General features: G+C 71.3%; 16 protein-coding genes and 1 pseudogene. 8 read left to right on the forward strand and 9 right to left on the reverse strand.

Annotation, left to right across the window (positions count from 1 at the left end; all coding sequences use genetic code 11):
* The first annotated feature begins 1 nt into the window (after window position 1).
* Window positions 2-1,069: an NADH:flavin oxidoreductase/NADH oxidase gene (locus AB0B86_RS20555; protein ID WP_357419284.1), complete on the forward strand. Its 1,068-nt coding sequence runs from the start codon at window positions 2-4 to the stop codon at window positions 1,067-1,069.
* A gap of 50 nt (window positions 1,070-1,119) precedes the next feature.
* On the opposite strand, the gene AB0B86_RS20560 is transcribed toward AB0B86_RS20555, so the two are convergent.
* On the reverse strand, window positions 1,120-4,644 hold the full coding sequence (locus AB0B86_RS20560; RefSeq protein ID WP_357409137.1) for an ABC transporter ATP-binding protein: 3,525 nt from the start codon (window positions 4,642-4,644) through the stop codon (window positions 1,120-1,122).
* 799 nt (window positions 4,645-5,443) lie between these two features.
* Between AB0B86_RS20560 and AB0B86_RS20565 the strand changes: the two genes are divergently transcribed.
* Window positions 5,444-6,004 (forward strand): hypothetical protein, encoded by a 561-nt coding sequence (locus tag AB0B86_RS20565; RefSeq protein WP_357419286.1) that lies wholly within the window; start codon window positions 5,444-5,446, stop codon window positions 6,002-6,004.
* A gap of 169 nt (window positions 6,005-6,173) precedes the next feature.
* Here the strand turns inward: AB0B86_RS20565 and AB0B86_RS20570 are convergent, their stop codons facing one another.
* A complete protein-coding gene (locus AB0B86_RS20570) occupies window positions 6,174-7,013 on the reverse strand; it encodes a GNAT family N-acetyltransferase (RefSeq protein WP_357409141.1) in 840 nt (279 codons plus the stop codon).
* 405 nt (window positions 7,014-7,418) lie between these two features.
* On the opposite strand from AB0B86_RS20570, the gene AB0B86_RS20575 reads away from it, so the two are divergent.
* Window positions 7,419-8,000 carry a PadR family transcriptional regulator gene (locus AB0B86_RS20575; protein WP_357409143.1) on the forward strand — a complete coding sequence of 194 codons (582 nt, stop codon included), beginning with the start codon at window positions 7,419-7,421 and terminating at the stop codon, window positions 7,998-8,000.
* Between the two features lie 97 nt (window positions 8,001-8,097).
* Here the strand turns inward: AB0B86_RS20575 and ispG are convergent, their stop codons facing one another.
* From ispG to AB0B86_RS20605, 6 genes are all read right to left on the reverse strand, one after another.
* The gene (ispG, locus tag AB0B86_RS20580) at window positions 8,098-9,270 is read right to left on the reverse strand and encodes a flavodoxin-dependent (E)-4-hydroxy-3-methylbut-2-enyl-diphosphate synthase (protein WP_357409145.1); all 1,173 of its coding nucleotides are present in this window, start codon (window positions 9,268-9,270) and stop codon (window positions 8,098-8,100) included.
* A gap of 9 nt (window positions 9,271-9,279) precedes the next feature.
* Window positions 9,280-10,530 carry a site-2 protease family protein gene (locus tag AB0B86_RS20585; RefSeq protein ID WP_357409147.1) on the reverse strand — a complete coding sequence of 417 codons (1,251 nt, stop codon included), beginning with the start codon at window positions 10,528-10,530 and terminating at the stop codon, window positions 9,280-9,282.
* Window positions 10,530-11,741: a 1-deoxy-D-xylulose-5-phosphate reductoisomerase gene (dxr, locus tag AB0B86_RS20590; RefSeq protein WP_357419292.1), complete on the reverse strand. Its 1,212-nt coding sequence runs from the start codon at window positions 11,739-11,741 to the stop codon at window positions 10,530-10,532. The genes AB0B86_RS20585 and dxr overlap by 1 nt, the downstream gene beginning before the upstream one ends.
* A gap of 163 nt (window positions 11,742-11,904) precedes the next feature.
* Window positions 11,905-12,504: a Uma2 family endonuclease gene (locus AB0B86_RS20595; RefSeq protein WP_357409197.1), complete on the reverse strand. Its 600-nt coding sequence runs from the start codon at window positions 12,502-12,504 to the stop codon at window positions 11,905-11,907.
* A gap of 113 nt (window positions 12,505-12,617) precedes the next feature.
* Window positions 12,618-12,800 carry a DUF397 domain-containing protein gene (locus tag AB0B86_RS20600; RefSeq protein ID WP_357409199.1) on the reverse strand — a complete coding sequence of 61 codons (183 nt, stop codon included), beginning with the start codon at window positions 12,798-12,800 and terminating at the stop codon, window positions 12,618-12,620.
* A 4-nt stretch (window positions 12,801-12,804) separates the two neighbouring features.
* Window positions 12,805-13,686 (reverse strand): helix-turn-helix transcriptional regulator, encoded by an 882-nt coding sequence (locus tag AB0B86_RS20605; protein ID WP_357409151.1) that lies wholly within the window; start codon window positions 13,684-13,686, stop codon window positions 12,805-12,807.
* Window positions 13,687-13,823: 137 nt separating this feature from the next.
* Here AB0B86_RS20605 and AB0B86_RS20610 point away from each other — a divergent pair, with 137 nt between their 5' ends.
* The 3 genes from AB0B86_RS20610 (at window position 13,824) to AB0B86_RS20620 (ending at window position 14,887) form a co-directional block, all read left to right on the forward strand.
* Window positions 13,824-14,066 carry a hypothetical protein gene (locus AB0B86_RS20610; protein ID WP_357409153.1) on the forward strand — a complete coding sequence of 81 codons (243 nt, stop codon included), beginning with the start codon at window positions 13,824-13,826 and terminating at the stop codon, window positions 14,064-14,066.
* Window positions 14,063-14,329: a hypothetical protein gene (locus AB0B86_RS20615; protein ID WP_357409155.1), complete on the forward strand. Its 267-nt coding sequence runs from the start codon at window positions 14,063-14,065 to the stop codon at window positions 14,327-14,329. Before AB0B86_RS20610 ends, AB0B86_RS20615 begins: the two co-directional genes overlap by 4 nt.
* Before the next feature lie 114 nt (window positions 14,330-14,443).
* Window positions 14,444-14,887 (forward strand): hypothetical protein, encoded by a 444-nt coding sequence (locus tag AB0B86_RS20620; RefSeq protein ID WP_357409157.1) that lies wholly within the window; start codon window positions 14,444-14,446, stop codon window positions 14,885-14,887.
* Window positions 14,888-14,988: 101 nt separating this feature from the next.
* On the opposite strand, the gene AB0B86_RS20625 is transcribed toward AB0B86_RS20620, so the two are convergent.
* Entirely contained in the window at window positions 14,989-15,540 is a 552-nt protein-coding gene (locus AB0B86_RS20625; protein ID WP_357409159.1) for a GNAT family N-acetyltransferase, read from the reverse strand.
* A 51-nt stretch (window positions 15,541-15,591) separates the two neighbouring features.
* On the opposite strand from AB0B86_RS20625, the gene AB0B86_RS20630 reads away from it, so the two are divergent.
* Window positions 15,592-16,443, forward strand: coding sequence for a YhjD/YihY/BrkB family envelope integrity protein (locus AB0B86_RS20630; RefSeq protein WP_357419296.1), 852 nt, complete (start codon window positions 15,592-15,594; stop codon window positions 16,441-16,443).
* 14 nt (window positions 16,444-16,457) lie between these two features.
* Window positions 16,458-16,619: pseudogene (locus AB0B86_RS20635) on the forward strand (ATP-binding protein); the annotation flags it as partial.
* Window positions 16,620-16,646: the final 27 nt, after the last annotated feature.

The raw sequence follows: 16,646 nt of genomic DNA on the forward strand, positions 1-16,646 counted from the left end.
CATGAGTTCCCTGTTCACCCCCCTGGCCCTGCGCGCGGTCACCCTGCCCAACCGGGTCGCCATGGCGCCGATGTGCCAGTACTCCGCCGGCCCCGACGGTCTGCCCACCGACTGGCACCTGATCCACCTGGGCAGTCGCGCGGTCGGCGGTGCCGGTCTGGTGATGACCGAGGCGACCGCAGTACTCCCCGAGGGCCGGATCAGCCCCCAGGACACCGGGCTGTGGTCCGGTGCCCACGTCGACGCCTGGCGACCGGTGACGGCGTTCGTCGCCGCCCACGGCGCGGTGCCCGCCGTGCAGCTCGCGCACGCCGGGTTCAAGGCGTCCACGTACCGGCCGTGGGCACCGGAGCGCGGCGGTGTGCCGGACACCGAGGGCGGCTGGACGCCAGTCGCGCCCGGCTCCCAGCCGTTCACCGCCGGCTACCGGACGCCGACCGCCCTCGACGAGGCCGGCGTCGCCGGCGTGGTCGAGGCGTTCGCGGCCGCCGCCGAACGGGCGCTGGCCGCCGGCTTCGCCGCCGTGGAGATCCACGCCGCGCACGGTTACCTGCTCAACGAGTTCCTCTCGCCGCTCACCAACCACCGCACCGACGGTTACGGCGGCGACCGGGCCGCCCGGATGCGGCTCACACTTGAGGTGGCCCGCGCGGTACGCGCGGCGGTCGGCGAGGACGTGCCGGTGCTCACCCGCATCTCGGCCACCGACTGGGTCGAGGGCGGCTGGACGATCGAGGACAGCGTGGTGCTCGCCGCTGAGCTGGCCGGCGTCGGCGTCGACCTGGTCGACACCTCCTCCGGTGGCGTCAGCGCCGACCAGCGCGTCCCGCTCGGCCCCGGCTACCAGGTGCCGCTGGCCGCCCAGATCCGCCGCGAGGCAGGGGTGCCCACCGGCGCGGTGGGTCTGATCGTCGAGCCGGAGCACGCCGAGCAGATCATCGCGGGCGGGGAGGCCGACCTGGTGCTGCTCGGCCGGGAGTTGCTGCGCGACCCGTACTGGCCGCGCCGGGCCGCCGCGAAGCTCGGCGTCGCGTACCGCGGACCCGACCAGTACGCCCGCGCCTACTGACACCGACGTCGGTCGGGCGGCTGCCGTAACCTCGGCAGCCGCCCGACCGCTCAGCCGGCCAGGTGTGACCAGTCGCCCTCCAGGTCCTGCCAGCTGCCCTGGGCCGCGACCGCCCCGCCGAGCAACACCACCACGTGGTCGGCCCGCACCAGCGCCGCGCGCTTCGCCGTCGAACCGACGACCGTCACCCCGTGCTCGCGCAACGCCTGCCACAGCGCCAGCTCGGTGGTGACGTCCAGCGCCGACGACACGTCGTCGGCGACGAGCAGTTCGGTACGCGGTGCCAGCGCGCGGGCCAGCGCCAACCGCTGCAACTGCCCGCCGGAGAGCCGGGTGCCCTTGTGCCCGATGAGCAGACCCAGCCCACCGCCGGCTGCGGCCAGGTCGTGGTCGAGCTGGGCGGTGCTCACCGCGCCGGCCGCGTCCACCTGGTGCCCGAGCGCGATGTTGTCGGCGACGGTGCCGGACAGCACCCGGGGCAACTGGCCGACGTAGCCGACCTGGTTGGGTCGCAGGAACAGCTCCGGCTCGGTGACCGGGTCGCCGTTCCAGGCCAGCTCACCGGTGTGGTGCACGATCCCGGCAAGCGCCCGCAGCAGCGAGGACTTGCCCGCACCCACCGGCCCGACGACGAGCACCAACTGCCCCCGCCGCACTGTCAGGTCCACGTCGCGGACGGCCACCGTACCGTCGGAGTGCACCACCCCGAAGCCGCGCAACTCCAGCCGGCGCAGCGGATGCCGCGGCGCGGGTGTCGGCGCGGGCGCCGTCCCGGCGGCCAGGTCGACAGCCGGAACCCCGGCGGAGTACGCGCTCACCCCGGTCATCGCCGCCGTACGCCGCGTCCAGACGCGCGCCGACGGTAGCTGGGAGATCAGCGAAGCGGTGGTCCAGGCGAACCAACGCGCCGCGCCCAGCGTGGACACGGCCACCAGCACCGCCCCGGCGGACAGCGAGCCGCCCAGGTAGAGCGCCCACGCGCCGATCGGCAACAGGCCGCTGGCCATCGACGGCGTGGAACGCGCCCACACCTGCACCGAGATCTCCCGCCGCTGCCGGTCGCTGCGCAGCACGTCCAGGTCCGCCAGGTGGCGCAGCACCGCGGTGGTAGCGCCGGCGAGCTTCACCGTGCGGGCCGCGGAGAGCGCGGAGACCAGCGCCGTCGCGAAGGCGGCCCGTGCCGCCACCGTCGCCCGCGCCGCCCGTTCGAGTCTCGGCCCGAACAGCGTCGCGGCCAGCCCGGAGACGACCATCGTGCCGAGGAAGAACAGGCCAGGCACGACGCTGCCGGTGACCGCCGTCATGGCGACCACCAGGACCAGCGCGACGGCCTGGTCCAGCACGTTGTCGGCGAGCTGGACCACCCGCTCGGTGTCGCCGCCCTGCGCCACGACCTCGGCCGGGGTGTGCGAGCTGACCCGGCGCGGCCCGGTCTGGCCGTGCACCAGACGCAGACCGATCCGCAACATCTGCCGCACCCACCACTGCGGGAACCAGACGTGGGTGTAATACGGCAGCGGCAGGGTGACCAGGAGCCCCGCCACGATCCCGATCGCCGGCAGGTACGGGTTGCCGGTCCCGTCGACCAGGTCGGCCCAGAGCCACGGCAGCACCGGCCCGTCCAGCCCCAGCAGGCTGAGCCCGAGGAACAACCCGATCGCGGCCATCCCGTAGCGGGGATCGTTGAGACAGAGCCGGAAGATCTCCCGCAGCGTCCGGGCCGGCGGCACCGGCGGCAGCGGTGGTGGGTCGGCCCGCGTCCGCCCGACCTGCCCGGCCGGCCCGGCCTGCTCCACCGGCTCGCTCGTCGGCCCGCTCGGCCAGGCCTCGGCCGGGCCGGGCCCGACCAGCAGGTCGGTGCCCGCGCCGGTACGGCCGCTCGGTGCGGCGCCGGCGTACGCGGCGGCGTGACTGGTGGCCAGCAACTCGGCGAAACGCGTCGACGTCTGCAGTGGACCGGCCTCGACCACCGCGCCGTCGGCAAGCACCACCACCTCGTCACAGCGGCGCACCGAGGAGAGCCGGTGCGCGATGACGATGCCGATCCGGTCGCGCAGCAGTCGTTCGGTGGCCCGCTGCACCCGCGCCTCGGTGACCGGATCCAGCCGCGCGGTGGCCTCGTCGAGGATCACCACATGCGGGTCACGGACCAGGATCCGGGCGAACGCCACAAGCTGCTCCTGGCCTGCGGAGAGCACGTGTCCGCCCTCGCCCAGCCGGGTCGCCAACCCGTCGGGCAACTCGGCGATCCAGCCGGCCAGGCCCAACTCGTCGAGTGCCCTCGCCGCGGCGTCGAGCAGCTCGGGGTCGTAGAGCGCGACGTTCTCGGCGAGCGTGCCGGCCAGGATCTCGGTGCGCTGCGGCACCAGTGCCACCCACCGGCGCAGCTGCTCGACGTCGAGGTCACACAGGTCGGTGCCGCCGAGGAAGACAGTGCCCGTCGGCACGTCGACCGCCCTGGTGAGCACCTTCGCCAACGTCGACTTGCCCGAACCGGTCCGCCCGATGAGCGCGTACGAGCGGCCACGCGCGAAGGTGAGGCTGAGCCCCCGCAACGCGGCCCCCCGGCCACCCTCCGGGCCACTCACCTCGTATTCGAAGGTCAGGTCGCGGATGCGCAGGTCACCCTCGGTCGGGCTGGCGCCGCCGACGGGCTCCTGCCGAGCCCCGTGCAGCAACCGCACCCGGGCCCACGCGCCGAGCGCCTCCTGGATCTCCGGCACCATCCGGCTGACATGTTCGGCGGTGGCCCCGAACGCCAGGGCGAGCAACCAGATGGCGGTGAGCCGGGCGGCGTCGATCCGGTCGGTGGTCAACGCCCAGGCCCCACCGAGCACCACCACGCCGATGCCGACCCGGATCGTCGCGGTGGCCGCCGTCGCCACCCGGGCGGACAACACCCAGACCACGCCGCCCCGGGACAGCACGGCGGCGGCCCGCCGGGCGTACAGCCGCAGCACGTACGGCCGGGCCAGGCTGGTGCGGACGTCGTCCTGGCCGTGGACCGCCTCCTCCATCACGGCGGCCAGGTCGGACCAGGCCTCCTCCTCGCGCATCCGGGCCGGGGCGATCCGGGCTGTGGGCCGGCGCAGGCCAGCCCCGAGCAGCACGGTGAGCAGCAGCATCGCGACCCCGGCCGGCCACCACACGGCCAGCGCCACGATCATCGACAACAGGCCGACGCAGAGCCCCTGGGCGAGCCGGGTGCCCTGGTTACGGATCGCCGACGCCACCTGGTAGACGTCGCCGTCGATCCGGTCGAGCAGCTCACCCACCGGGGTGGTCTCCAGGGTGGGCAGGTCCTGCCCGAGTGCGACCCGGCAGAGCCGGCGGCGCACGTCGGCGGACCAGTCCGCGGTCAGGCCGGCCATCAGCAGGCTCACCGCCAGGTCGCTGAGCACCACCGCGACAAGCGCGCCGGCCAGCACGGCGAAGAAACCGGCCGACCGGTGCACAAGCACCGCACCGGCCAGCGCCGAGGCGCCCGCCTGGCCGGCGGCGCCGAGCACGATCAGGACGGCCACGATCGTCATCCGACGTGCCGAGGTGCCCCACAGATCACGGAGCAGGCGCATGGAAGTCCTCCGGGAGTGGGGTGGCGGAGACTTCAGCCTGGCGGCGCCGACGCCCAGATTCAACCGAATTTCCGGCCCTGAGCAGGGCATCATCCCCCGACCGGTGGCGCCGGCCACCACCGCCGCCGGCGTCGGCGGTGAGCGGGCGACCACCTCGGGCGACCCCACGAGCCATCCCCGGCCGACACCTGACGCCACGTCCCGAAAACTCCCGCCACACCCGGACTCCCGATCCGGGCGTTTTGTCCGGCTGGCTACGACTCCGCCGCGCCACGCGCCATCGGACGCCGCGTGATCGACTCGGTTTCATTGATGTCGGGGTGTCAGAACGCACCGGATGCCGCGACTTCCGTGAAGCCGAGTGGATCACGCCGGATTGGCGTGGTTGAGGGATCCAGCCACGGGCAAACTGGGCAGTTTGTCCGGTTACCGAGCCGTGGATGGTGACCGCTCGCGCCCGCGGGGCGGAATGATGGCCGGACCGGGGTCGTTACACACCCTGACGATCGCAGCACCACGGCCAGGTCGCCTCGACCGGCCACCCCCGGAATGACAGCGGTCCGTAGGTCGTTACACCTGGACTCAGGCCCGACCAGCACCCCGCTCCACCGGGTGCCAGCCGATGGGCCGCCCCCCGGAATGACAACGGTCCCCGGGTCGTTACACCCCCCCGGCGCCGCGAGCCCCCCGCTCGCAGGCCGCCGACCCCCAAACTTTCCCCCGTTTTTGTAGCGCCGGACGAGGTGCTCACATCCGTTGCCCTCAGGCGGGTGTCCTTACCCCCGAAGGAGCTTTCCCCATGAACACGATCTTCCGTAAGAGCGTGCTGTCTGTTGCTGGTCTCGCGTTCGCCGGTGGTGTGTTCGCCGGTCCGATCGCCGCCCACGCCAACCCGGTCGATGCCAAGCCCGCCGCTGTGGCGGTGCAGACCAGCGCGCCGAAGCCGCAGGGCGACCAGTCCCACATCGACCTGAACGGTGAGCAGACCGCGAACGTCAAGGCGATCATCGCCGCGACGAAGAAGGCGGGTCTGCCGGAGCGGGCCGCGGTGATCTCGATCGCGACGAGCCTGCAGGAGTCGAAGCTGGAGAACCTGGGTCACCTCGGTGACAGGAACGACCACGACTCGTTGGGCCTGTTCCAGCAGCGCCCGTCCAGTGGTTGGGGTACGCCGGAGCAGATCACCGACCCCGAGTACTCGACGACCGCGTTCCTCAAGGGTCTGAAGCAGGTTGACCGGTGGCAGGACATGCCGCTGACCGACGCCGCGCAGACCGTGCAGGTCTCGGCGTACCCGGACGCGTACGCCCAGTGGGAGCAGCAGGCCACCGACCTGGTCGGCCAGCACTGGAACAGCTGACCCCCACCGCACAACCACCGACCGCTGGCCGGCACCCCACAACCCGGGGTGCCGGCCAACGGCGTTTCCGGACTCGGCTGTGCACAGACGGGCCACAACGCGTTGTCGGGTGCGCGGAGATCGCCCAGGATCCGCCGGCGGAGCCACGGCGCGCGGCTCAGGTACGCGGTCAGAAGAGGACTGTGGCGAGGGTGCCGATCGGCTGGAAGCCGCAGCGCTCGTAGACCCGGCGGGCCGGCAGATTGAAGTCGTTCACGTACAGGCTGACAGTGGGGGCGACCCGCAGCAGCGCGTCGCGGACCACTGCCGCCATGGCGGCCGTCGCGATCCCCCGACCCCGCCACTCCGGTGCCACCCAGACGCCCTGGACCTGCGCCGTCCGCTTGGTGACCACTGCCAACTCGGCCTTGAACACGACCTTGCCGTCGACGAAGCGGGCGTACGCCCGACCGGACCGGACCAGGTCGTTCACCCGCCGGCGGTAGCTGCGCCCGGCGTCCTCGGCCAGCGGGGAAACGCCTACCTCCTCGGTGTACATGGCCACCGCGGCCGGGAAGAGCCGGTCGACCTCGCCGGAGCGGACCCGGCGCACCTCCGGGTCGACCGGGACCTGTGGCATGGTGTCGGTGACCAGCAGTGGCTGGTTGGAGCGGACGTCCCGCGCTGGCCCCCAGGTGTCGGAGAGCCGGTCCCACAGCCCCAGCACCGCATCGGCTCGGCCGACGATGGAGGAGCAGAGCCGCTCCTCGCTGGCGAGCAGATCGGCGAAGGCGGCCACGGCGGCGTCGGTAGCCAACACCGGCGTGAGGTTGCCGCCGAGCCAGCACAGCGATTCCAGGTTGCGGCGCGCACCGTACCCCAGGATCCGGCCCTCGGCCCGCCACCAGGAGAGCCCACGCGCGGCTATCCGCTCGGCGACCTGCGCGCCCGCGAACGGGTCATGGTCGAGTAGACGCTCGACCGCGCGGCGCTCCGATTCCCCCAGTTGGCGTACCGGCACCGTCAGCACGACTACCAGCCTGCCAGATCGACCCCCCGCTTCGCCGGTCGAGTGACAAGGCCGGCACCGGCTCGGCCGGCCCGCTGGCCGGCCGGGTCCGCCCGGCCCACCGGACAACCGGGGGCACCAGGGCGCCGAGCAGGAGAAACAGGGCACCAAGCAACAGCCATCCAGGTACGCCCCAGCCCGCCGGGGCCAGCCCGAAGGAGATGCCCCAGCCGGCGGCGGAGTGCCACACCTCCCCGGTCACGTGAGCAAGCCCTCGGCCGACGGTCTTGACGAGGGTTCCGAGGGTGAGGACCCGGGCCGGGCCCGGTGGGGGAAGCAGTCGCATGCAAGAGTACGGGTTGTCGACGATGCATTGCCGATATATCGTTGATGCATCAGCGACAGTACGAGGAAGGGATGAACCCGATGCGGTTCCATCGACAGCACCACCCGATGCACGAGGCTCGGATGCGCGGATTCGGCTTCCCACCGATCCCGCCCGGTCCGCACGAGCACGGACACGGCGGCCCCTGGGGTGGTCGCGGCCGTGGCCGGGGTCGGGGCCGACGCCCCAACGTCCGGGCCGCCGTGCTGGCCCTGCTCACCGAGCGGCCGATGCACGGTTACGAGATGATCCAGGAGATCGACTCCCGCACCGGCGGTGCGTGGCGGCCGAGCCCCGGGTCGATCTACCCGACCCTCCAGCTACTTGAGGACGAGGGCGTGATCGTCGCCAGCACGGAGGAGTCCGGCGGCGGGCGGAAGCGCTTCACGGTGAGCGAGGCCGGTCAGGCGGAAGCCGCCGAGGCCGCGCAGACCCCGGCCTGGGCCGACGTCGCCCAAGGCACGGTGAGCAGTTGGCACGACATCCGCGACTCCGGCGCGCAGGCGATGAACGCCCTGCGCCAGGTCATGATGAACGGCACCGACGACCAGCGTGAGCGGGCCGCCAAGGTGCTCGACGAGACGCGCCGCAAGCTGTACGCGATCCTCGCCGAATCCGAGTGACCCGAGGCCACACCAGCGCCACGGACACGGACACGGACTCAACGACGAAAGCGGCCGCTCCCCACCCGGGGAACGGCCGCTTTCTCCATGTGGAAGATCAGTGGACGGTCACTGTCGGGCCGGTGACCAGCCCGCGCAGTTCCTCGGGAAGCTCGGCGCCCATCTCGTCGGCGATCCGCAGCGCCTCCTCGATGAGCGTCTCCACGATCTGCCCCTCGGGGACCGTCTTGACGACCTGGCCCTTGACGAAGATCTGGCCCTTGCCGTTGCCGGAGGCGACGCCGAGGTCGGCCTCGCGGGCCTCACCCGGGCCGTTGACGACGCAGCCCATCACGGCGACCCGCAGCGGCACCGGCAGCCCTTCCAGACCGGCGGTGACCTCCTCGGCGAGCTTGTAGACGTCCACCTGGGCGCGACCGCAGGACGGGCAGGAGACGATTTCCAGGCCCCGCTCCCGCAGGCCCAGCGACTCCAGGATCTGGTTGCCGACCTTGATCTCCTCGACCGGCGGGGCGGAGAGCGACACCCGGATGGTGTCGCCGATCCCCTCGGCGAGCAGGGCACCGAAGGCGACAGCCGACTTGATGGTGCCCTGGAAGGCCGGGCCGGCCTCGGTGACGCCCAGGTGCAGCGGGTAGTCGCACTGCTCGGCGAGCTGCCGGTACGCGCGGATCATCACGACCGGGTCGTTGTGCTTGACCGAGATCTTGATGTCACGGAAGCCGTGCTCCTCGAACAGCGAGCACTCCCACAGCGCCGACTCGACGAGCGCCTCAGCGGTGGCCTTGCCGTACTTGGTCAGCAGCCGCTTGTCGAGCGAGCCGGCGTTGACGCCGATCCGGATCGGCGTACCGGCGGCGGAGGCCGCTGCCGCGATCTCCTTGACCTTGTCGTCGAACTGCCGGATGTTGCCCGGGTTGACCCGGACGGCCGCGCAGCCGGCGTCGATCGCGGCGAAGACGTACTTGGGCTGGAAGTGGATGTCGGCGATCACCGGGATCTGCGACTTCTTGGCGATCGCGGGCAGCGCCTCGACGTCGTCCTGGGACGGCACGGCGACCCGGACGATCTGGCAACCGGACGCGGTCAGCTCGGCGATCTGCTGGAGCGTGGCGTTGACGTCTGAGGTGAGGGTCGTGGTCATCGACTGCACTGACACCGGCGCACCGCCGCCGACCGGCACCGAACCGACCATGATCTGGCGGCTGGCCCGGCGGGGAGCGAGCGGCGGGGGCGGCACGGCGGGCATACCGAGACTGATAGCTGTCACTTCAGGCACTCACCTTGAGAAGAGCGTGATGGGGTTGACCACGTCCGCGGCGATGGTCAGCAGCGTGAACGCGCCACCGATCAGGATCACCGCGTACGTGAAGGGCATCAGTTTGAGGTAGTCCACCCGGCCGGGGTCGGTCCGGCCGATCTTCGCGTAGACCCAGGAGCGGGCCCGTTCGAACCAGGCGATGGCGATGTGGCCGCCGTCGACCGGGAGCAGCGGCAGCAGGTTGAACACGCCGATGAAGAAGTTCAGCGACACGAAGAGCATGAAGAAGACCAGCCAGGCGTTGTTCTCCACCGCCTCGCCGCCGAGCCGGCTGGCGCCGACCACGCTGATCGGGGTGTCCACGTCACGCTCGCCGCCGGTGAGGGCGGTCCACAGGGCGGGGACCTTCTGCGGGAGGCGCTGGAGCGCCTGGGCGGTGCCGACGGCCAGGTCACCCGTGAAGTCGGCGGTGGCCCCGAAGGCGCCGACCGGGCCGTACGTCACACGGGTGGGGGTGCTGGGAACGAGCCCGACGCCGAGCGCGGCCACCGGCGCGGCGGTGCCGTTCGGGTTGTCCAGCGGCGGACGCTGAGTCTGTGCGAGCACCGTGCTGGTGGTGCCCGGCTGCCCGTCGCGGACGTACGCGATCTGCGCGGTGTCGCCGGGCTTGAGCCCGCGCAACGTGGTGAGCACGTCGCCGTAGGAGTTGATCGGGGTGCCGTTGATCGCCGTGATCCGGTCACCGTTCTTCAACTGCGCCTGGGCGGCAGGGCTGGCCGCATCGCCGGGGGCGCAGGCGCGCACCGAGTTCTCCGCCACCACGCAGTCACTGAGCCGGATGACGGCCGGCTCCTGACGGGCCTGCGCGTCGGTGGTCGGGAAGTCCGGGTTGGGCAGGCCGGCGGAGACGGCGAGGATCCAGATGGTGATCAGGGCGAGCGCGAAGTGCGTGATCGACCCGGCGGCCATCACGATCGTCCGCTTCCAGACCGGGTAACGCCACATCACCCGTGACTCGTCGCCTGGCTCGACGTCGTCGTCCTGCGGCGTCATCCCGACGATCTTGCAGAAACCGCCGAGGGGGATGCCCTTGACGCCGTACTCGGTCTCACCCCGCTTGAACGACCAGATGGTGGGGCCGAAGCCGACGAAGTACTTGGTGACCTTCATCCCGAACATCTTGGCGGTCAGCAGGTGCCCCGCCTCGTGCAGACTCACCGAGACGAGAATGGCCAGGGCGAAGAGGACCACCCCGAGCAGGTACGACATCAAGCTCCTTCCACCGAACCCGCGATGATCTCCTGCGCGTGCGCGCGTGCCCACGACTCGGCCGCGAGCACGTCCTCGACGGTACCTGGTTCGGCGAAGTCCGGAGCGTCCTCCAACACCCGTTCGAGGGTGTCGACAATTCCCAGGAACGGCAGCCGGCCGGCCACGAACGCCGCCACGCACTCCTCGTTCGCCGCGTTGTAGATCGCCGGGCGGCTGCGCCCGGCCTCCCCGGCGGCCTTCGCGAGGGCGACGGCCGGGAACGCCTCGTCGTCGAGCGGCGCGAACTCCCAGGTGTGCGCGGCCGTCCAGTCGACGGCGGTGGCGGCCTCGGGCACCCGGTCCGGCCAGCCGATGCCCAACGCGATCGGCAGCCGCATGTCCGGTGGGCTGGCCTGGGCGATGGTCGACCCGTCCACGAACTCGACCATCGAGTGGATCACCGACTGCGGGTGCACCATCACCGTGATGTCGGCATAGGGCACGTCGAACAGCTCGTGCGCCTCGATCACCTCGAGCGCCTTGTTGACCATGGTGGCCGAGTTGATCGTGACGACGGGGCCCATGTTCCAGGTCGGGTGCGCGAGCGCCTGCTCCGGTGTGACCTGCGTCAACTCGTCACGCCGCCGCCCCCGGAACGGGCCGCCGCTGGCCGTGACGATCAACCGCCGCACCTCGCCACGCGCCCCGGACCGCAGGCACTGGGCCAGCGCCGAGTGCTCCGAGTCGACAGGCACGATCTGCCCCGGCCGCGTCACAGCGGCCTTGACCAGCGGGCCGCCGGCGACGAGCGACTCCTTGTTGGCAAGCGCGAGGGTACGACCACCACGCAGCGCGGCCAGCGTAGGAGCGAGGCCCAGCGAGCCGACCACCCCGTTGAGCACGATGTCGCACGGCCACTGGGCCAACTCGGTCATCGCGTCCGGCCCGGCCACGATCTTGGGAAGCTTGAAGTCACCGGTGGCCCACCCACGCCGGCTCGCCTCGGCGTAGAACGCGAGTTGCAGGTCCTGCGCGGCGGACGCCTTGGCCACCCCGACCGCCTCGACGCCCAGTTCGAGGGCCTGCGCGGCGAGCAGCTCGACGTTTCCGCCACCCGCGCCCACCGCGACCACCCGGAACCGGTCCGGGTTGCGCCGGACGATGTCGATGGCCTGCGTACCTATCGAACCGGTGGACCCGAGCAGAACGAGGTCGCGGGGGGAAGTCACGCGGCCATTCTCCCCCACCGTCACTGAACGCCCGCTGGGAGCCTCAGCCCCCGGCGTCGGGCTCCCCCGGCCCGGCCCGGCACCAGCGCTTGATCGACTCGGCTTCAAGGAAGTCGCGGCATCCCGACACCAGGACACCCCGACTTCAAGAAAGCCGTGTCGATCAAGCGAGGTCGTCAGCCGAGTCGCCGGTGGTTGCGGCCGGCAGCGCCTCCTCGTCGAGCAGGTCGGCTGGGTCGATGGCAAACTCGAACGGCTCCCGCATCACGAAGGTGCTGCCTGCCGCGGCGGCGGCCACCGGCCGGTACTCCTCGTCGACCAGCTCGAACAGGGCCATGGTCGGCACCCGGTTGCGCAGGTCCACTCGGAGGAAGAACGGCACTCCGACGGCTGCGTACTCGCGGGGTCTGTCGATCACGTCCTTGCGCCGATTACCCGGCGAAACGATCTCCCCCAGCAACACCGCGTGCGCGATGTTCATCGCCGTTCGCCCGCCTCCGGGGACCTTCAGTGCGGCGATGTCCGGAATGAAGAGGTCGTCAGCCGAGACGACGTTCACCCCGTGGTAGAGCCACAGCTCTGCCCGGCGGGCGGCCTGCCTCAGCAGGTAGCCGAGTTCCCGCTGAACCGTCCGCCGGTCAACGTCGGAACCCGGCGTGATCACGACGCATCCGCGCAGCACCTCCACCCGTGGACCGCTGTTTTCGGGCAGAAGGTCGAGCGCAGCCCTGGCCGTCCACGCATCACCGCGATGGCCCAACATCTCGAACAACCTTGGGGACACGATGTGACCCTGCCAGCGCACTACCCATGGTCATCGCACCGGAGGTGTGGCGTCTCCCAGGTCATGGCTGCTCGCGAAACAGGTCGGCCGGTTCAGTGCGAGGTGTTCAACCGGACCGTTCGGGTTGCCGCGACGAAGGCGGTCCAGGCCGACGGGGTGAAGGTCAACGCCGGCCCCTGCCGGTCCTTGCTGTCGCGTACGCCGACCGACTCGGCGAAGCCCGCCACCTCGACGCAGTCGCCTTCGCCACCGGACCGGGACGACGTGCGCCAGATTCCGTCACGCACCATCTGTCATCTCCTTCGCTATCGCCGCGATCAGCTCGCGGGACTCGTCGACGCCCAGCGCCCGCTCGCCGAGGGAGCGCCAGGCGTCCTCGTAGATCTCGATCTCGTGGGTCTTGTCAAGGTAGACCGCGCCGCACGGCCCGTCCATGTAGATCGTGGTCGGCTCCGGCTCGCGCACCTCGGACGGGAAGTCGAGCATGGTGAAGGTGCCGGCCTGCGCCCAGCGCACCAGCCCCGCGTCGAGCGGCAACACCCGGATGCCGATGTTGTGTTGCCGCGACGACACCACAAGCGACTCCAGCTGTCGGGCCATCGCCGCCCGATCGCGCAGCGGCCGGCGCAACACCGCCTCACTCAGGATGACGTCGAGGCGCGGCGCGCGAGGTATCGCCCGCGCCAGCAGGCGTTGGCGGCGCAGCCGCACGTCGACTTTCGCCTGACGCTCCGGCTCGCCCAACTGCGGGTGGTCGGTGGCGATCACCTCGGTCATGTACTCCACCGTCTGCAACAGCCCCGGGATGAGATCGGCCTCGTACTTACGGATGCGCGTCGCGGCGGCTTCCAGGCCGACGTACAGCTTGAACCAGTCCTTGATCGCCTCGCCGTAGCTGTGCCACCAGCCGTGCGCCTTGGTCTCCCGGGCCAGCGCCCGCATCGTCTCGATCGTCTCCGGGGACGCGCCGTAGACCCGGCACATGGCCGCCACGTCGTTCGGGTGCATGGAGACCTGACCGGTCTCGTAGCGCCAGATTCGCGGTGCCGACCATTCCAATTCCTTGGCCGCCGCGGTAACCGTCACGTAGGCATTTTCGCGAAGCTCTCTCAGATATCTGCCGAGCTGCCTGCGTGGGACTGTGCTGCCGGAGTCGTCCACGTCATCTCCCTGGCTGTCGCCGCGTAAGACACCTCATCCCTTGGTTCGCATTCTGCTCCGAAAGATTGCGTTGGGCCAGCATCGGAATGACCCTCGTTGATGACCAGCAACCACGAACAACCAGCCGAGGGACGGCCATGGAACCGACCGACGAACTGCCATTGCCGCCCTACGTGACCAGAGAGGACGTCGTGTTCGCGCTGCGGGCGGTCACCGTGCACGGCCCCGAGCAACGGCTCGACGGCGAGCGCTGCCGCAAGGACGACGCTCGGCACCCGTGCCGGCTGCACCGCTGGGGCCGTCGCGTCCTCCACGAGCGCGGCCTGACCGACGGGCAGATCCAGACCCTGGTGGAGGGAGGAACGGTGATCCTGCCATGAGCATCGCGACCGCGCCACGCTGGATCATCCACCTGCCGACCACGCTGACCAGCCTCGACGAGGTCACCGCGCTGGCCGTGGCACTGCGCGACTCGCTCGGCCACCTCGCCGTCGTCGACTTCGGCGAGGCGACGCTCAGCGAGGAGGACGCGCAGTTTCTGCGTACCCGAGTGTTCTGTGACGCCCGGCTCGACGGAGTCGGCCGGTGCCGGCGTCGCGACGCCCACGACGGCCCCTGCGGGCCGGCCCGCCACGGCGGGTGACCCGACGCCGACCATGGCCGACCGCCATGATCATGCGACTGATCGACCGATGGCCCGGCGTGCCCCACTCCGCGAGCATCGGCGACGATCACGGTCACACACGGAGGGGACCACATGAACCAGAAGCTTCAGGCGCGCGCGTTCGAGCGGGTGGCGTCGATCCTGCAACCCGGGGAACAGCCGGTCACGGCGACCCGGGCGTTGGTCGGGAAGTTCTCGGCCGGTCGACTCGGTACGGTCGTCGCACAGGGACTGATCACCGCCGGTGCCGGAGCGGTCGGCCACGCGCTGGCGCGGACCAAGAAGCAGTTCGTCGTCCTCACCGACCGGCGACTGATCTTCCTGCCGCAGACCTTCTTCGGCGGACCCGGCACCGGTGTCCTCGGCGAGGTACCTCGGGAGCACGTCGCGCTCGCCGAGGCGAAGATGGGCGTCGTGAGCCTGCTGCGCCTCGCCTTCGGCGACGCGGGAGACGGCATCACCCTGACCTTCCCCCGAGTGGACAAGAAGAACGCCGAGGCCCTCGCGGCGGCCTTGGCGCCGGTGCCGACCGTCTGAGCTGACGTCCGGCGCTCTGGCCGAGCAGCGGTGGCTTCAGGACCGGCGGTCCGGCCACCACTGCCCGGCGGGGCTCCAAACCGTCCGCCTCCGGCGGTCGATCAGCCGTTCGGCGCGGTCAGGACGAACGTCTCCAACAACTCGCCGCCGTACCAGTCGGTGCGCTGACCCACGTGGGTCATGCCCAGCCGCCGGGCGACAGCCATCGACGGCTCGTTGCCCGGCGACACGACCGCGTAGATCTCCCGCGTGCCGGTAGCGAACTCCCGCGCCAGCAGCGCGCGGGCCGCCTCGGTGGCGTAGCCGTGACCCCACGAATCCGGGTGCAGGTGCCAGCCCGTCTCGATGTCACCGGTGAGCTGCGTCTCCGGCGTCCCCGGCAGCGGCTTGAGCAACACCGTGCCGGCCACCACACCGGTCTCCCGTACCTCGATCGCCCAGGTGCCGTACCGGCCGGCGTCGTCAGCGTGCCGGTCCCGCCAGAACCGCAGCCGCTCGGCGGCCTGGGCCGGGTCGGTCATCGGCAGGCCGGGCGACACCGCCAACCAGCGCGTGATCTCGGGACGGGAGTAGATGTCGTAGATCCGGGCCAGGTCCGCCGGATCGTCGGTCCAGTCGCGCAGGATGAGACGTTCGGTGGTGAGAACAGTCATGACAGGCGATCTTAAGGAGTGACGGCCGCGCCGACAGGGAAGGAGGACCCGATGGGCAACGGATGGCAGCGCGCAAAACGGATCACCAGTGCCGCGTTCCGTCCGGTGCGCGGACGGGACCTGTCACTGCACGCCGCCGCGATCACCTTCTACGGCGCGATCGCCGTGGTGCCGGTGGCGCTGCTGGCCCTCTGGCTCACCTCGCTCATCGCCGGAGCCGATCGGGTTCGCCGGCTCACCTCGTACGCCGTGGAGGCCCTGCCCACCGCGATCGGCGCACCGCAGGCGGTGGACGCGCTCGTCGACGCCGGGGTGCGGTTGACCCCGCTGCTGGCGCTGGCCTCGCTGCTGCCCGCGTCGCTGTACGGCGAGGGGCTGCGCCGGGCGTTCGTGTCGGTTGCCGCGCCGCGTACCGACGAGCACCTGGTGGGGTGGCGCGGCCGACTGCTGTTGCTGCCGCTGCTCGCGCCGGCTCCCGCGCTGCTGCTGTCGATCCTGCTGGCGTTGCCGCTCACCACCCGCCTGGTCCGCCAGGGCGGCTGGGTCGGCGTACTCGGCGTGGTGCTCTCCTTCCTGGCGGTCTGGCTGGTGCTCACCCCCGTGCTGGTCTGGGTGTTCCGGGTGGTCGGGCCGGCGTCGCCGGACTGGCTATCCACCCTCGGCATCGGGTCGTTCACGGCGGCCAACCTCTCCGGGTTCCTACACGGTTTCGTGCTGTTCGCCTCCCTGCCGCTGGACCTGGGCGTGCCGTTCGGTGGCTTCGACGAGATCGGCGCGGGCGTGGCCGTGCTCCTGTGGCTGTACGTGTTCCACGTGATCGTCCTGGCCGGCTACTCCGCCACCCTGGCCCTCTCCCGCTGGCGCACCATCCGCGCCTCCCGCAGCCCGACCCAGCCGGGTTGATCAGGGGGTGGAGAGGGCTCGGCCTGGCGATCGTCCGCAAACTCGTCGAGGCCCACCACGGCACGATCAGTGCCACAAGCACCCCCGACCAGGGCTCCACCTTCACCCTCCGCCTACCGCGCCGGTGGGCGCAGAGTTCGTCGACAGGTGGCGCCCGGACCACGCCAACCTCTTGATCACCGAAGCCGGCGGAAGGGGTGACC

Source organism: Micromonospora sp. NPDC049047 (assembly GCF_040649135.1).
Classification (GTDB): Bacteria; Actinomycetota; Actinomycetes; order Mycobacteriales; family Micromonosporaceae; genus Micromonospora.

Excerpts from the sequence above, each read along its gene's own strand:
- AB0B86_RS20555 (WP_357419284.1), top strand. The coding sequence starts at position 2 with ATGAGTTCCCTGTTCACCCCCCTGGCCCTGCGCGCGGTCACCCTGCCC.
- AB0B86_RS20560 (WP_357409137.1), bottom strand. The coding sequence starts at position 4,644 with ATGCGCCTGCTCCGTGATCTGTGGGGCACCTCGGCACGTCGGATGACG.
- AB0B86_RS20565 (WP_357419286.1), top strand. The coding sequence starts at position 5,444 with ATGAACACGATCTTCCGTAAGAGCGTGCTGTCTGTTGCTGGTCTCGCG.
- AB0B86_RS20575 (WP_357409143.1), top strand. The coding sequence starts at position 7,419 with ATGCGGTTCCATCGACAGCACCACCCGATGCACGAGGCTCGGATGCGC.
- AB0B86_RS20585 (WP_357409147.1), bottom strand. The coding sequence starts at position 10,530 with ATGTCGTACCTGCTCGGGGTGGTCCTCTTCGCCCTGGCCATTCTCGTC.
- AB0B86_RS20595 (WP_357409197.1), bottom strand. The coding sequence starts at position 12,504 with ATGTTGGGCCATCGCGGTGATGCGTGGACGGCCAGGGCTGCGCTCGAC.
- AB0B86_RS20610 (WP_357409153.1), top strand. The coding sequence starts at position 13,824 with ATGGAACCGACCGACGAACTGCCATTGCCGCCCTACGTGACCAGAGAG.
- AB0B86_RS20615 (WP_357409155.1), top strand. The coding sequence starts at position 14,063 with ATGAGCATCGCGACCGCGCCACGCTGGATCATCCACCTGCCGACCACG.
- AB0B86_RS20620 (WP_357409157.1), top strand. The coding sequence starts at position 14,444 with ATGAACCAGAAGCTTCAGGCGCGCGCGTTCGAGCGGGTGGCGTCGATC.
- AB0B86_RS20625 (WP_357409159.1), bottom strand. The coding sequence starts at position 15,540 with ATGACTGTTCTCACCACCGAACGTCTCATCCTGCGCGACTGGACCGAC.
- AB0B86_RS20630 (WP_357419296.1), top strand. The coding sequence starts at position 15,592 with ATGGGCAACGGATGGCAGCGCGCAAAACGGATCACCAGTGCCGCGTTC.